At 64.9% G+C, this 13,038-nt stretch carries 10 protein-coding genes; 6 read left to right on the forward strand and 4 right to left on the reverse strand.

Annotation, left to right across the window (positions count from 1 at the left end; genetic code table 11):
- Positions 1 to 13: 13 nt before the first annotated feature.
- The 3 genes from AC1DZY_RS18865 to lptF are packed head-to-tail and all read right to left on the reverse strand — an operon-like array spanning position 14 to position 4,882.
- Positions 14 to 2,545: an LPS-assembly protein LptD gene (locus tag AC1DZY_RS18865; RefSeq protein ID WP_476821679.1), complete on the reverse strand. Its 2,532-nt coding sequence runs from the start codon at positions 2,543 to 2,545 to the stop codon at positions 14 to 16.
- 58 nt (positions 2,546 to 2,603) lie between these two features.
- Positions 2,604 to 3,692 (reverse strand): LPS export ABC transporter permease LptG, encoded by a 1,089-nt coding sequence (gene lptG / locus AC1DZY_RS18870; RefSeq protein ID WP_476821680.1) that lies wholly within the window; start codon positions 3,690 to 3,692, stop codon positions 2,604 to 2,606.
- Positions 3,692 to 4,882: an LPS export ABC transporter permease LptF gene (lptF, locus tag AC1DZY_RS18875; protein ID WP_476821681.1), complete on the reverse strand. Its 1,191-nt coding sequence runs from the start codon at positions 4,880 to 4,882 to the stop codon at positions 3,692 to 3,694. The genes lptG and lptF overlap by 1 nt, the downstream gene beginning before the upstream one ends.
- Before the next feature lie 167 nt (positions 4,883 to 5,049).
- Between lptF and AC1DZY_RS18880 the strand changes: the two genes are divergently transcribed.
- From AC1DZY_RS18880 to AC1DZY_RS18895, 4 genes are all read left to right on the forward strand, one after another.
- The gene (locus AC1DZY_RS18880) at positions 5,050 to 6,543 is read left to right on the forward strand and encodes a leucyl aminopeptidase (RefSeq protein ID WP_476821682.1); all 1,494 of its coding nucleotides are present in this window, start codon (positions 5,050 to 5,052) and stop codon (positions 6,541 to 6,543) included.
- A 49-nt stretch (positions 6,544 to 6,592) separates the two neighbouring features.
- The gene (locus tag AC1DZY_RS18885) at positions 6,593 to 7,045 is read left to right on the forward strand and encodes a DNA polymerase III subunit chi (RefSeq protein WP_476821683.1); all 453 of its coding nucleotides are present in this window, start codon (positions 6,593 to 6,595) and stop codon (positions 7,043 to 7,045) included.
- Complete coding sequence (locus AC1DZY_RS18890) at positions 7,042 to 7,452, forward strand: hypothetical protein (protein WP_476821684.1); 411 nt, start codon at positions 7,042 to 7,044, stop codon at positions 7,450 to 7,452. Before AC1DZY_RS18885 ends, AC1DZY_RS18890 begins: the two co-directional genes overlap by 4 nt.
- A 111-nt stretch (positions 7,453 to 7,563) precedes the next feature.
- On the forward strand, positions 7,564 to 8,052 hold the full coding sequence (locus AC1DZY_RS18895) for a nuclear transport factor 2 family protein (RefSeq protein WP_476821685.1): 489 nt from the start codon (positions 7,564 to 7,566) through the stop codon (positions 8,050 to 8,052).
- A gap of 14 nt (positions 8,053 to 8,066) precedes the next feature.
- Here AC1DZY_RS18895 and AC1DZY_RS18900 read toward each other — a convergent pair whose 3' ends face one another.
- On the reverse strand, positions 8,067 to 9,935 hold the full coding sequence (locus AC1DZY_RS18900) for an ABC-F family ATP-binding cassette domain-containing protein (protein ID WP_476821686.1): 1,869 nt from the start codon (positions 9,933 to 9,935) through the stop codon (positions 8,067 to 8,069).
- 362 nt (positions 9,936 to 10,297) lie between these two features.
- On the opposite strand from AC1DZY_RS18900, the gene AC1DZY_RS18905 reads away from it, so the two are divergent.
- Together AC1DZY_RS18905 and coaD are read left to right on the forward strand one after the other, a co-directional pair.
- On the forward strand, positions 10,298 to 12,433 hold the full coding sequence (locus AC1DZY_RS18905; RefSeq protein WP_476821687.1) for a methyl-accepting chemotaxis protein: 2,136 nt from the start codon (positions 10,298 to 10,300) through the stop codon (positions 12,431 to 12,433).
- A 47-nt stretch (positions 12,434 to 12,480) separates the two neighbouring features.
- Complete coding sequence (gene coaD, locus AC1DZY_RS18910) at positions 12,481 to 12,981, forward strand: pantetheine-phosphate adenylyltransferase (protein WP_476821688.1); 501 nt, start codon at positions 12,481 to 12,483, stop codon at positions 12,979 to 12,981.
- Positions 12,982 to 13,038: the final 57 nt, after the last annotated feature.

The raw sequence follows: 13,038 nt of genomic DNA on the forward strand, positions 1-13,038 counted from the left end.
CTGTCGGTGCGCCTCAACGCGTCGAACTGACGCCGTCGCCGACCGCGGCTCCGTCCAGATTCTGCGAGTAGGTGATCTGGCCAAGCGTCTTCAGTTCCAGCCGGAACATCACCGTACGCGTATCTTTCGTCGCGCCGGCCTGCCTGTCGCCATAGCTCTGCGAATAGCTGACATCGAAGATGGTGCACTCGTCGGTGTAGTTGATCCCAAAACCGGTCGATGCGGTCTGGAACGGACCCGTGTTCGGGTAGACCGGGACCGGATAGCTCGCCGGATAAAGCAGGTAGTTGGAATAGGCATCGCGGTAGCGCTCGCGATCGTATTTGTATTTGTCGAGGTCGAAGAGCACGCTGGTACGAAGCTTCCAGCCCTGGGCCAGCTGGATCGTGCCGCCGACGGAAAGACCCTCGCGTCTGCGGGGAACGCCGAGATTCGGCTGCGGCTCGTAGCGGGCATAGCCGAGCGAGGTGGAAAAGATGCTGTTGCTGTAGGTCGCCGACGCATCGAGGCGTTGCGTCTCGAACGTCGTTTCGTTGAGACGGGTTGCGGCGGCCAGGACGAGCTGACTGAACGGCGAAACCTGCGCGCGCGCCACGAGATCGGAGCGCTTGGTCTCGAGACCTGAATCCAGTCCGGTATTGCCGAGGTCGCCGCTGGCGAAGGAATTGCGGCCTGCCAGATGGTAGGATTGCCCAAACAGCAGGTTGGCATAGCCTTCGCTGCCGAAGCGTCCGGTATAGCGGGCGCCCAGATTGGCGCGAGTTCCACCTTCGAGGCGGTCATAGCCCGAGAACTTGCCGCTCCACTCGAACAGATTGCTCTCGTCGAAGACCAGGCTCTGCGCATCTTCGTTCGCCACGCGCAGGCTGTTGGTCTCGTTGGGCCGCGCCACGATCTGCGCGATCGGCTCGATGATATGCGTGCCCCAGCCGGTCTTGGCGACGAACGGATATTTGTACATCAGGCCGATCGCAGGCATCGCCCGGCCGAACACCTCGTTCGAGGTGTCCACCAGCGAGGACAGATTGCCGTTTGCAAAGCCCGTCGTCGAAGGGCTGACGGCGAAAACATCGGCGCGTACCGATGCATACGGCGTCCAGACCTGTCCGATCGGATCGATGAAATTGCGCCGCCAGGACACTTCAGCGGTCGCACGCGCTACATTGCCGGCGATGCCGCGCACGAGGCACTTGTCTTTCGTGTAGACAGCGCAGCCATCATAGAGCGACACGGTCGGCGTGCTGATCAGGTAGTTCTGCTGGAGCGGAAGCTGCTTGTAGGCCGCGGCGTCGCGCTGCAGGCTCGTCACATTGGCGTTGAAGGTCAACTCACCGCCAAGAAAGGACGGCTTGCTGACGCGCTTGTCGTAGTCGATGACCGGCAGCACGACCGGCTGCTGCTTTTGCCAGTCCGAAGCCGTCAGCGGCTGGAAGTAATAACCTCGCGCATCGAACCATGCGGTCGAACTCTGGCCATTGAGATAGACCGTCGAGATCGATTCCTGCAGATAGGTCGTCGATGCGATGCTCTCGTTGAGGATCCGGTAGTTCTTGTAGAAGAACCGGTCGGTCGACATCGACACGTTCCAGCCGAAGTTCCAGCGCGGGTTGAGATAGAACTTGCCATTCGACTCGATCGAACCGCGGAACTCCTTGTCGCCGGCGCCGTAGGGCGCTTTCAGAAACGCATCCTGATCCTGCTGGAAAATGCCCGAGGCGCGGATCTTGTAGGAACCGTTGACGAGCCGCTGTCGCCACTCGACCTGGCCGAGCAGCCCCTGTCGCGTCAGATAGGTCGGCGTGATCGTCAGGTCGTAGTTCGGCGCCAGGTTGAGGAAGTACGGCAAGCCGACGCCATAGCCGAGAGGCCCGGTATTGAGGAATTTCGGCGCCAGGAAGCCGGACTTGCGCTTCACTGTCGAATCCGGGCCCGACATGAACGGCAGGTAGGCCAGCGGCACGCCGAAGAATTCGAGCCGCGCATCCTCGTAATAGATCGTCTGCTCGGACTTCTTGTGAATGATCCGCGCGGCGCGGACCTGCCACAGCGGCGGCCGTTCAGGATTGTCCTTGCACGGCTCGCAGGCAGTGTAGATGCCCTGGTCGAAGACGAAGGTCTCGCCATCGGTGCGCTCGGCGCGTGGCGCGGTGAAGCGCGTCTTATCGGGGTTCACGACGCGCAGCGAATCGATGAAGCCGTCGCGGAAGTCGTCGGTCAGGTTGAAGCGGTCGCCGTTGATCACCGTGCCGTTGCTCTCGGTGATGCGGGCGTTGCCGATCGCGATCACGCGTTTGGCGGCGCGGTCATAAATAACCTTGTCGGCCTCGATCGTCCGGCCCTGATACAGGATCTGGACTTCGCCGACGGCCGAAACGGTGTTGTTGTCCTTGTCGTAGACGAGCTCGCGCGCATCAACGACCATCCGCTCCTGCGGCTTGGCCGGGGTCGTCGCAGCGCCTGGCGCCTGGGCAAGCGCAATCCCGCCCGCCGCGAGCACATAGGCCAGGCTCGAGGCGAGCGCGGTCGCTGCAGCAAAGCGCGCCATGCGTCTCACGCCGAAAGCCATACGCTAAATCCTAAATTAACCATAGGCACAGTAAGATTTACCCGTCTTCCTGATGAAGGAGGGCCAAGGCTCCCAACATGGCCCCGATGATGGCGGGGAGCCAGGCAGCTATGGCCGGATTGACGATTCCTGACGACCCGAGTTCCTCCGACAGCTGCGTCGCAACATACAGCACGAAGCCGGCTGCCACGCCACCTATCACCAGTTTGGTCACTCCACCAAACCTGAAAAATCTTAAGGAAACGGATGCTGCCACCAAAACCATGGCGATCAGCAGCAGCGGTCGCGCTTTGAGCGATTGATAGCGCAATTCATAGCGTGTCGCGTCCAGCCCTGCCTTCTGCGTCCGTTCGATCACCGTCGGCATTGACCAGAATCCGACAGCGTCCGGGGGCGTGAAACTTTGCCGCATCTGCTCCGGCTCCAGGGTCGTTGCGAGCAGATAGGTCTTGTAGGTCTGTGGCTCTTCCGTGGCGGAGATCACGCGCGCGTCGGTCAGCTCCCAATGGCCGGGATGGAGCACCGCCTGCCTGGCGTCGATTCGCTCGCTGAAGCCGCCGCCGGGGCCGAAGTTGAAGATCGCGACCTGCGACAGCCCGTTGCCGTCGGGCAATGCGCCGGCGGCGCGGATGATCGCCTGTCCATCGACGCTGCGCTGCCTCAGCCAGATGTCCTGCGCATTGATCGACTGGCCGCTTCGCGCGAACAGCCGCAGTTCGAGCGCGGTCGCCTTGCGCTTCAGCTCTGCAGCGCCGGGATTGTAGATCAGGATCGAGACCAGCCCGATCGTGCCCGCCACCAGCGCCGCCGGCTGCAGGAACTGCCAGGCCGATACGCCGACGGAGCGCGCCACCACGAGTTCGAGTTTTCGGCTCAGCGTCAGCAGCGCGAACATGCCGCCAAACAGCGCCGCGAACGGAAAGATCTGCTCGGCGACGGCCGGCGCTCGATAAAGCGCCAACTGCACGATCAGCGGCGTGGTGGCGACGGGGGAATCGCCGGCGCGGCGCATTAACTCGACGAAATCGAGCGTCCCGATCAAGAAGAAGAACGTGCTGAACACGCCGATGATCGCGCGCGCGAACCGCTTCGTGAGATAGCGGCCGAAAGTCGAGGTCAGCAGCATCAGGCGCCCCGGAGCCGCGCGCTCAGGACCCCGAGCGGCGCGAAGACGGGCGCCAGCAGTCGCGCCAGCGCCGGCCGCAGCCGCTCGCCGAAGACGATCAGCGAAACGGAGATCACGATGGCGACAATCGGCAGGATATAAAGCAGCCAGACTGCGAAGCTCGATCTGACGCTGGCGGTCCAGGCGGCGTAGGCGCMGATCCGCGTCGCGCTGACGATCAGCACCGCGGCCTGGATCGAGACCGCGCGGCCCTGCCTCGTGGTCCGCGCCTCGCCGATCGCCGCGAAGGCGATCAGCATAAATGCGATCGGATAGAGTGGCGCCGAGAGACGGTTGTGCAGTTCGGCGCGAAAGCGGCCCTCCTGCAGCTTGTAGTAGCCTTCGTTCTGGTCCTGGTTCAGCAGCGCCCAGGTCGAACGTTCGCGCGGCTTGTAGATCACCTTGTCGCCGTCGCCTTCACCGGCCCCGCCGGTCGGATCGCCAGAAAGCGCCGAGAGGTTCAGCGCATAGCGCTCGAACGAGATGATCGAGGTCGTATCCTGCTTGTTCTCGCGCTGGATCGTGCCCCTCTCCAGCATCAGGAAGCTGTTGCCATCGACATCGACGGTGCGGCCGCGCTCGGCGATGTAGATCGAGGGCTGGTTCACGTCGCGCCGGTCCTGCATGAAGATACCGACCAGCGCATCGCCCGACTTCTCGCGGTAGTGGAAGGTCACGCCCGAATCGAGCGCGACGAACTGGCCTTCCTTGACGACGTTGGCAACGAAATCGGCCCGGATCAGGGTGATCAGGTCGCGCAGCGCGCGAAAGCCCGCAGGCATCACCGACAGCGTCATCCAGCTCACGATCAATGCCGTCGCAACCGTCAGCACGATGAACGGGCGGGTCAGGCGGTGCGGCGCGACGCCCGCCGCATTCATCACGATCAGCTCGGAATCGCTGTTGAGACGGTTCAGCGTGTAGAGCGTCGCCATGAACAAAGCGACGGGCGCGATACCCGCCACCAGCGCCGGCAGCGAGAGCAGCGTGACGGTGAAGAAGATCAGGATCGTCTGACCCTTGCCGGTGACCAGATCGATCTCGCGCAGGGCCTGGGTGACCCAGATCACGCTCGTCAGCCCGACGAGGAGAACGATGGCCGCGACCGTCGCGATCTTCAGGATGTAGCGGTCGAGGCGTTGCAGCAACACGCGTGGACTTCCGTTGCGAGGGGCGGGAGGCGCATGGGCTCCCCTTGGACGGTTCGACCACTCACCCTATGGTATAGGCGCAATCATGGCGCAAACGGGAATCGTTTGTGTTCGTCCCGTTTCCTTCCAGCCTCTCCGGCCTTCAATCCGAAAATCGTGAGCCCATCATGTCGCAGCGCCTTAAGCTCGAGGTCAAAGCCCTGAACGCCATCGGCAGCCAGGATCTCGTGATCCTTGTCTCCGATGCGCTTGCACCCGCCAAGGCGGCGGAGGAATGGCTCGGCCAAGGCGCCCATGGCCTGCTCGCCCGCGCTGCCGCGGCCGAACGCTTCAAGGGCAAGGCCCTGTCGGGCCTGACGCTGCTGGCGCCGGATGGGGCGGGCTATGAACGCCTGCTTGCCGTCGGCGTCGGCCCCGAATCCGAGCGCGGCAAACTCGATTTCGCCAAGCTCGGCGGCGCCATCGCCGGTCGTCTCGGCCATGGCCGCAGCGCCGATGTGATCCTGGCGCTGCCCGATGGCGAGATCACCGCCGATCAGGTCGGCGAGATCGCGCTTGGCATGAGGCTGCGCGCTTACGCCTTCGACCAGTACAAGACCAAGAGCAAGGAGCCCGAAGAGGCCGAGCCCTTCGTCGTCACGCTGCGCGTCGCCGACCCCTCCGTCGTCAAGAAGGCGCTCAAGACGCGTGACGCCATCGCGTCCGGCGTCGAGCTCGCTCGCGACCTCGTGAACGAGCCGCCCAATGTGCTCTACCCCGAGGAATTCGCCGACCGCGCCGCAAAACTCGCCAAGCTCGGTGTCGAGATCGAAGTGCTCGACGAAAAGCAGCTCAAGAAGATCGGCATGCGCGCATTGCTCGCGGTCGGGCAGGGCTCGCGCCGCGAAAGCCGGGTCGTGGTGATGCGCTGGAACGGCGCCAAGTCCAGCGTCCAGCCGGTCGCCTTCATCGGCAAGGGCGTCACCTTCGACACCGGCGGCATTTCGCTCAAGCCCGGCGGCGGCATGGAGGACATGAAGGGCGACATGGCCGGCGCCGCCTGCGTGACCGGGCTGATGCACGCGCTCAGCCAGCGCAAGGCCAAGGTCAACGCCATCGGTGTGATCGGCATCGTCGAGAACATGCCCGACGGCAACGCCCAGCGGCCGGGCGACATCGTCACCTCGCTCTCGGGCCAGACCATCGAGATCATCAACACGGATGCGGAAGGCCGCCTCGTGCTGGCCGACGTGCTCTGGTACACGCAGGATCGCTTCAAGCCAAAATTCATGATCAATCTGGCGACGCTGACCGGGGCGATCCTGGTCGCGCTGGCGCAGGAGCACGCCGGCCTGTTCTCCAACAATGACGAACTCTCGGAGCGACTCGCCACCGCCGGCAAGGCCACCGGCGAGGCGGTCTGGCGCATGCCGCTCGGACCGGCCTACGACAAGATGATCGATTCCCGCTTTGCCGACATGAAGAACTCGGCCGGCCGCTATGGCGGCTCGATCACGGCGGCCCAGTTCCTGCAGCGCCATGTCAACGATACGCCATGGGTTCATCTCGACATCGCCGGCACCGGCATGGGCTCGCCGAACAGCGAGACGAATCGGTCCTGGGGCTCGGGTTGGGGCGTGCGCCTGCTCGACCGGCTGGTTGCCGATCACTATGAGAGCTGATTCGATTTGGCAGATTTTTGCCGCAGCGATCTGAAAGAAAAGGGTTTCCGTGGCCGAAATCCTGTTCTTCCATCTCCAGTCGCGCCCGCTCGAACAGGTCCTGCCGACCATTCTCGATCGGGCGCTGTCGCGCGGCCAGAAGGTCGTGGTGGAGGTGTCGAGCGCCGAGCGTCTGCGCACGCTCGACGACCATCTCTGGAGCTTTTCGGACGAGAGCTTCCTGCCCCATGTCACCGCGGCCGAGGCCGATGCCGCCGGCAACCCGGTCGTGCTGACGATGGATGCGCACAACCCCAACGCCGCCAGCGTGCGCATCTGCGCCGAGGGCGTCCGTATTCCCGACGCAATGGGCGACTACGAGCGCGTCGTCCTGATATTCGATGGTGACGATCCCGACGCGCTTTCAGCCGCGCGCGAGGATTGGAAGAAGGTCAAGGCCTCGGGCGAAAGCGCCAGCTACTGGCAGCAGGACGAGGCCGGCCGCTGGGAGAAAAAAGCGTGAGATTGCCCGTTCTGTTCGCCTGCGCCGTCGCACTCGGCGGCTGCTCCGTCGATATCGGCGGGTTTTCCTTCATGTCGGACAGCAAGGACGGCAAGACCACCACGACGACCAGCACCGTCTCGGCCCGCGCCTCGACCCAGGAAGCGCGCCTCACCTCCGAAGGCGAATGCGAGGCCGGCGCCTCGCTCGACCCCTCGATCCGCCCGCTGCCGCCCCAGATCGCCGAAGGCATCACCGAATGCGAACTGGTCAAGCTCAAGGGCACGAGGCCGACCGACGTCCTGATCGGCGAAAGCGGCAAGGGCCAGCGCGAGACGCAGGTGCTCTACGCCGAGCCCGGCGGCCGTGAGATCTACCTGTTCACCGACAACCGGCTGAGCCGCATCGTCAAGCCTGGGCAGGGGTAGCCGCGCTATCGCAACACGACCTCGCGAGAGCCGATTGACGCACGCTCACGCCTTTGTCACCCCTGCCCAACGCGCGCTACCGGGAGCGCGACAAAGGCGGGAAAAGTCAGAATGCGATCATCACCTCTGGCGCGGCGGGCTTGCTTCGCGCTGATCGGACTTGGGCTCCTCGTCGCATTTCCGCGTGCCGGTCTGGCACAAGCGCCGGCCCAGCTTTCGCAGGTCGAGGCCGCCAACAAGGCGCTGGTGCTCGAATTCTGGTCGAAGGTCTTCGATGCGCAGGACTGGACCAAGGCGAAGGACTATCTCTCCGCCGACTACATCCAGCACAACCCCAACGTCGCCGGCGGCATCGACGGTTTCGACGCCTATTTCTCGAAAATCTGGCCGAGTCCGAAGCAGGCGACCGCGATTATCGCCACGGAATTCGCCGCGGTGGTGACGCAGGGCGATCTGGTGCAACTTGTGATGCGCCGCACGCGCCCCGAACCGGGCGACGCCACCAAGACCTACGACAGCTACTGGTTCGACCTGTTCCGGGTCAGGAACGGCAAGATCGTCGAGCATTGGGACCCGGCACTGAAGCCGGTGCGGCCCTGACGATTCTCAAGCAGTCAAGCGCTCTCCAGTTCCTCGCTCAACCCCAGCCATTCCTCCTCGGCCGAGGCTAGCGCTTCCGCGAGTTCCGCGCGCTGGCGTGACAGGATGCGCGCCTTGTCGGGGTCGCGGGCGAAGGCTGCGCCGTTGCCGAGCACCTCGTCGACCTTGCCGATGAGTCCGGTCAGCTTGGCGATGCGCGCTTCCGCCAGATTGAGCTTCTGTCGCAGCGGCCCCTGCGCGACGCGCTTGGCGGCAGCGTCCTTGCGGTCCTCCGACTTGGCTGGCGCGTCGGGCGCGGGCTTGTCGCGCTTGTTAGCCTTGGCGGTGCCGAGCACGAGGCTGCGATAGTCCTCCATGTCGCCGTCGAAGTTCTTCACCGTGCCGTCGCCGACGATCCAGAGCCGGTCGGCGCAGGATTCGATCAGGAAGCGGTCGTGGCTGACGAGGATGACGGCGCCGGGATAATCGTTGATCGCGTTGACCAGCGCGGTGCGGCTGTCGATGTCGAGATGGTTGGTCGGCTCGTCGAGGATCAGGAGATGCGGGCCGCCAAAAGCCGCGAGCCCCAGCATCAGCCGCGCCTTCTCGCCGCCCGACAGGTTCTTGACCGGCGTCTCGGCCTTCTGCGCCGGAAAGCCGATCTGCGCCGCCTTCGAGCGCACCTTGGCCTCGGGCGCGTCCGGCATCAGGTCGCGCAGATGCGCCACCGGCGTATCGTCGAGGCGGAGTTCGTCGAGCTGGTGCTGGGCGAAATAGGCCGTCTCCAGCTTCGAGGATTTGCGCATCTCGCCCGACAGCGGGCTGAGCCTGCCGCCAATCAATTTGCAGAAGGTCGATTTGCCGTTGCCGTTCGAACCGAGCAGGGCGATGCGATCGTCGGGTAAAAGCGTCAGATTGAGCTTCGAGAGCACCTTGCGCTCGCCATAGCCGGCGCTGGCGTCGTTCAGCACGATCATCGGCGGCGCCAGCGGCCGCTCGGGTCCGGGCAGGCTGAAGGGCTGCACGTCGCGATCGACGATGGTCGCGATCGATTCCATCTTCTCCAGCCGCTTGACGCGCGACTGGGCCTGGCGTGCCTTCGACGCCTTGGCCTTGAAGCGGTCGACGAAGGCCTGGAGATGCTTGCGCTCGGCGTCCTGCTTCTCCTTGGCCTTGGAGAGCTGCATCTGCTTTTCGGCGCGCTGTTTCGCGAAGGAGGTGTAGCCGCCGCGATAGATCGTCAGCTTGCCGCCATCGAGATGCAGGATGTGGTCGACGCAGGTGTCGAGCAGTTCGCGGTCATGGCTGACGACCAGCACCGTATGCGGATAGCGCTCGAGATAGTCGTAGAGCCACAGTGTGCCTTCGAGGTCGAGATAATTGGTCGGCTCGTCGAGCAGCAGCAGATCGGGTTCCGAGAACAGCACGGCCGCGAGCGCCACGCGCATGCGCCAGCCGCCGGAGAAATCGGAACAGGGCCGCTGTTGCGCCTCCTCATTGAAGCCCAGGCCATGCAGCACGGTCGCCGCGCGCGCAGGCGCCGAATGCGCGTTGATATCGGCGAGCCGGGTCTCGATCTCGGCGATGCGATGGGGATCTTTGGCGGTCTCCGATTCCGTCATCAGAGCAGCGCGCTCGGTGTCGGCGGCGAGCACGACCTCAATCAGCGATTCCGGGCCGCCCGGCGCCTCCTGCGCGACGCCGCCGATACGCCGGCCCTTGGGCAGGCTGACGATGCCGCCCTCTGGCGAGAGATCGCCGGTGATGATGTTGAACAGGGTGGTCTTGCCGGTGCCGTTGCGACCGACCAGTCCGACGCGCGAACCATCCGGCAGCGACGCGCTGGCGTGGTCGAGCAGGAGCCGTTCGCCGAGACGATATGTGATGTCGCTGATCGTGAGCATGCGGCGGTTTAGGCGGGAAAAGCTCTTTTGTGCAATCGCGAAACCACACGAAACCGTTCGTCACGATTTCGACACGGTCCCGCCCTTTCGCGGCCGGCTGGTGAACTCACGCAGGGTCAGTCAGGTCTTCCACTGATTCGCCGAGGGCACTTCATGCCGATCTCCCCGCGCTTCGCCAGTCAAAGCCGTTTTTCGGCGGCTGCGGTGCTGCTCGCTTTCGTCTCGGTCATCATCGGCAGCGCGACAGCGGTCGCAACCTTGCTGCCGCTATAGCGATCGCGCCGTCCTTCAACGAACGTTAACGCTGAAAGGCTTTACTGGCAGCTTGGGAATTGTTCGACCCGCGCCGGGAGCCGGAGTTCTTGTTCAGCCTTCGAATCAGGCTTCCAGCGGCCATGCTGGCGCTGGCGTGTCTTGCCGCGGTCGCGGTGGGCGCGTCCGCCTATTACGCCGTGTCGGCCTGGACGAGGGAGGCCGTCCACGAGCGCCTGACCGTTCTCGCCGAAAGTCATGCCAGGGCGATCGAACGCCGCTGGATGCAGATTCGTTCGGAACTCGCGGTCCAGGCCCGCAGCGCCTACACGGTCAGCGCCGTGGACGAGGTCGCCAAATGGATGGAGCTCGGATCCCATGATCTGAACGAAATCATCTCCTATTATCAGGGCGATGGCTCCGTTTCGACAGAGGAGCGCAGCGCCCGGACGGGGCGCGGCCACCGACACGGCTACTCGTGGCGGCATATCCCGATCCACGAAACCTATGCCTCGGCGATGAAGCAGTTCGGCTATGCCGACATCTATCTCGTCTCCGCCAAAGGCCGCGTCGTCTACAGCGTCACCAAGGGTCCGGAATTCGGCCGTCTGGTCAGTGAGACCGATCTTGCGGATTCGAGCCTGGGGAAGGCCGTCGCGGACGCGACAAAGCTGCCGCTCGGACAGCAGGCCGTCGTCGATTTCGCACCCTATGACCCGGTCGGCGGAGAATCGCGCGCTTTCCTGGCCCAGCGCTTCGTCAGTTCCGAGACGGACGCGCCGAGCGCGGGCGGTGTGCTCGTCTTCGCCATCAATGCCTCGATGATCGACGGTATCCTGGCGACGAGCGCCAGCGCCTCGCGTCACACCGGAGTTCACGTCGTCGGCGTCGACGGCTTCATGCGCTCCGATCCCGCCGCGCGCAGGGCGGGAACCGCCCCCGTCGAGACGCTCGACCGGAAGCGGCTCGCGACCTCGAATGGCGAGGTGCTGCCGATGACCAGCCGCGACGGCGCTCCGCTGGTCGCCATCGGCCGCGAGATCAAGGTCGACGGCTGGACCTGGCTTCTTTGGCTGACGGAACCACAGGGCGAAGCCTTCGCCGTAATCGGCAAGCTCAAGCGCGCGATCATCGTCACCGGCCTGATCGTGCTCGGACCCGTACTGGTGGTCGCGCTGCTGCTCGGTCTCTCGGTCGCGCGACCGATCGGCGGGCTGGCGGAGGCGCTGGCCGCAATCGCGGCGGGCCGCACGAATCTGCGGATTCCCGGCGCGCATCGCAAGGATGAGATCGGCGCGATTGCAGCCTCGGTGCAGCAGATTCGCGAGACGATGGAGCGGGACGGGGAAGAACGGCTGCGCGAGCGCGAAGACCGCGACGACGAGGCTCAGCGCCAGCGCGCGGCCCTGCTCGCCGATCTCGCGACCGACCTCGAACGCTCTGTCCTGGGCGTGACCAGCACGGTGTCTTCGGCAGCGCAGGCCCTGGGCGTCACCGCCCATGAACTGTCGGAAGGCGCGCGCGAAACGCAGGCCAATGCCGGCACGGTGCATGATTCGACCTCGCGGGCGATCCTCCGGATGAGTTCGATCGAAGGGGCGGCCCGCGATCTGCGGCTCGCCATCGATCGTCTCGACGGCGACGTCCAGGCGTCCGACCGCAGCGCCCGCTCGGCGCGCGACCACGCCGACGAGATGGGCATGGTGGTTGAGCAACTGGCGACAGGCGCGGCGCGCGTGTCGGACGTGATCGGCATGATCTCGAACATCGCCGCCCAGACCAATCTGCTTGCGCTCAACGCCACGATCGAAGCCGCGCGCGCTGGCGAGGCGGGCAAGGGCTTTGCTGTCGTCGCCTCCGAGGTGAAAGGGCTCTCGGGTCAGACGGCGCGCGCCATCGAGGATATTTCACGCCAGATCTCGACCATGAACCAGGCCACGGGCGCGACTGTCGACGCCATCGCCGGCATCCGCGGCATGATTGCGGATTTGAGCGACACCGTTCGGCGCACGGCCGAAACCATGCGCCATCAACACGGCGTCACCCATGCGATCGTTGCCGATGTCGGCGCGGCGACAGACGAGTTCAGCCGTATCGGCGATGCTACCAGCCTCGTCTCGAGCGCCTCCCAGCAGACATCGGAAGCCGCCGCGGCGGTGCTGGGCGCCTCGACTGAACTCACCGGGCTCGCCGCCTCGCTGAAGAGCCGGATCGACCAGTTCATCACCCAGGTCCGGGCGGCTTGACGCGTCGCGCGCTTGTCGCCGGGGCAGGGCCGGGCTAACCCTTCCTCATGAGCCGCACCGCCTTCTACACAGGGTCGTTCGACCCCGTCACCAATGGCCATCTCGACGTCATCGCAGGCGCGAGCCGGATCTGCGACAGGCTCGTGCTGGCGATTGGCATCCATCCCGGCAAGACGCCGGTCTTCCCCGTCGAGGAGCGCGCCGAACTGCTGCGCGAGGTCACGGCCCCGATCGCCACAGCGGCGGGGATCGCCATCGAAGTCGTGACCTTCGACAGGCTCGCCGTTTCTGCCGCGCGCCAGGCCGGCGCGACCATCGTCGTTCGAGGCCTGCGCGATGGCTCGGACCTCGACTATGAGATGCAGATGGCCGGAATGAACCAGGCCATGGATCAAGGGCTGCAGACCGTTTTCCTGCCGGCGTCGCCAGCGGTGCGCCACATCACCGCGACGCTGGTGCGCCAGATCGCGAGCATGGGCGGGGATGTCTCGGCCTTCGTCCCGCCCGCCGTCAACGCCCGGCTAAAGCAGAAGTTCGGCGCGCGCTGAGGCTTTAGCCTGCCGCCGCGCGAGATGCGCCGCTGGCTTCTGCTTGCAATTTCACCG

Source organism: Allobosea sp. P2_A10 (genome assembly GCF_056405115.1).

What these genes read in the sequence shown, in the direction of transcription:
- AC1DZY_RS18895 (WP_476821685.1), top strand. Translation starts at nt 7,564, where the DNA reads ATGCGATCATCACCTCTGGCGCGGCGGGCTTGCTTCGCGCTGATCGGA.
- AC1DZY_RS18865 (WP_476821679.1), bottom strand. Translation starts at nt 2,545, where the DNA reads ATGGCGCGCTTTGCTGCAGCGACCGCGCTCGCCTCGAGCCTGGCCTAT.
- AC1DZY_RS18880 (WP_476821682.1), top strand. Translation starts at nt 5,050, where the DNA reads ATGTCGCAGCGCCTTAAGCTCGAGGTCAAAGCCCTGAACGCCATCGGC.
- AC1DZY_RS18900 (WP_476821686.1), bottom strand. Translation starts at nt 9,935, where the DNA reads ATGCTCACGATCAGCGACATCACATATCGTCTCGGCGAACGGCTCCTG.
- coaD (WP_476821688.1), top strand. Translation starts at nt 12,481, where the DNA reads ATGAGCCGCACCGCCTTCTACACAGGGTCGTTCGACCCCGTCACCAAT.
- lptG (WP_476821680.1), bottom strand. Translation starts at nt 3,692, where the DNA reads ATGCTGCTGACCTCGACTTTCGGCCGCTATCTCACGAAGCGGTTCGCG.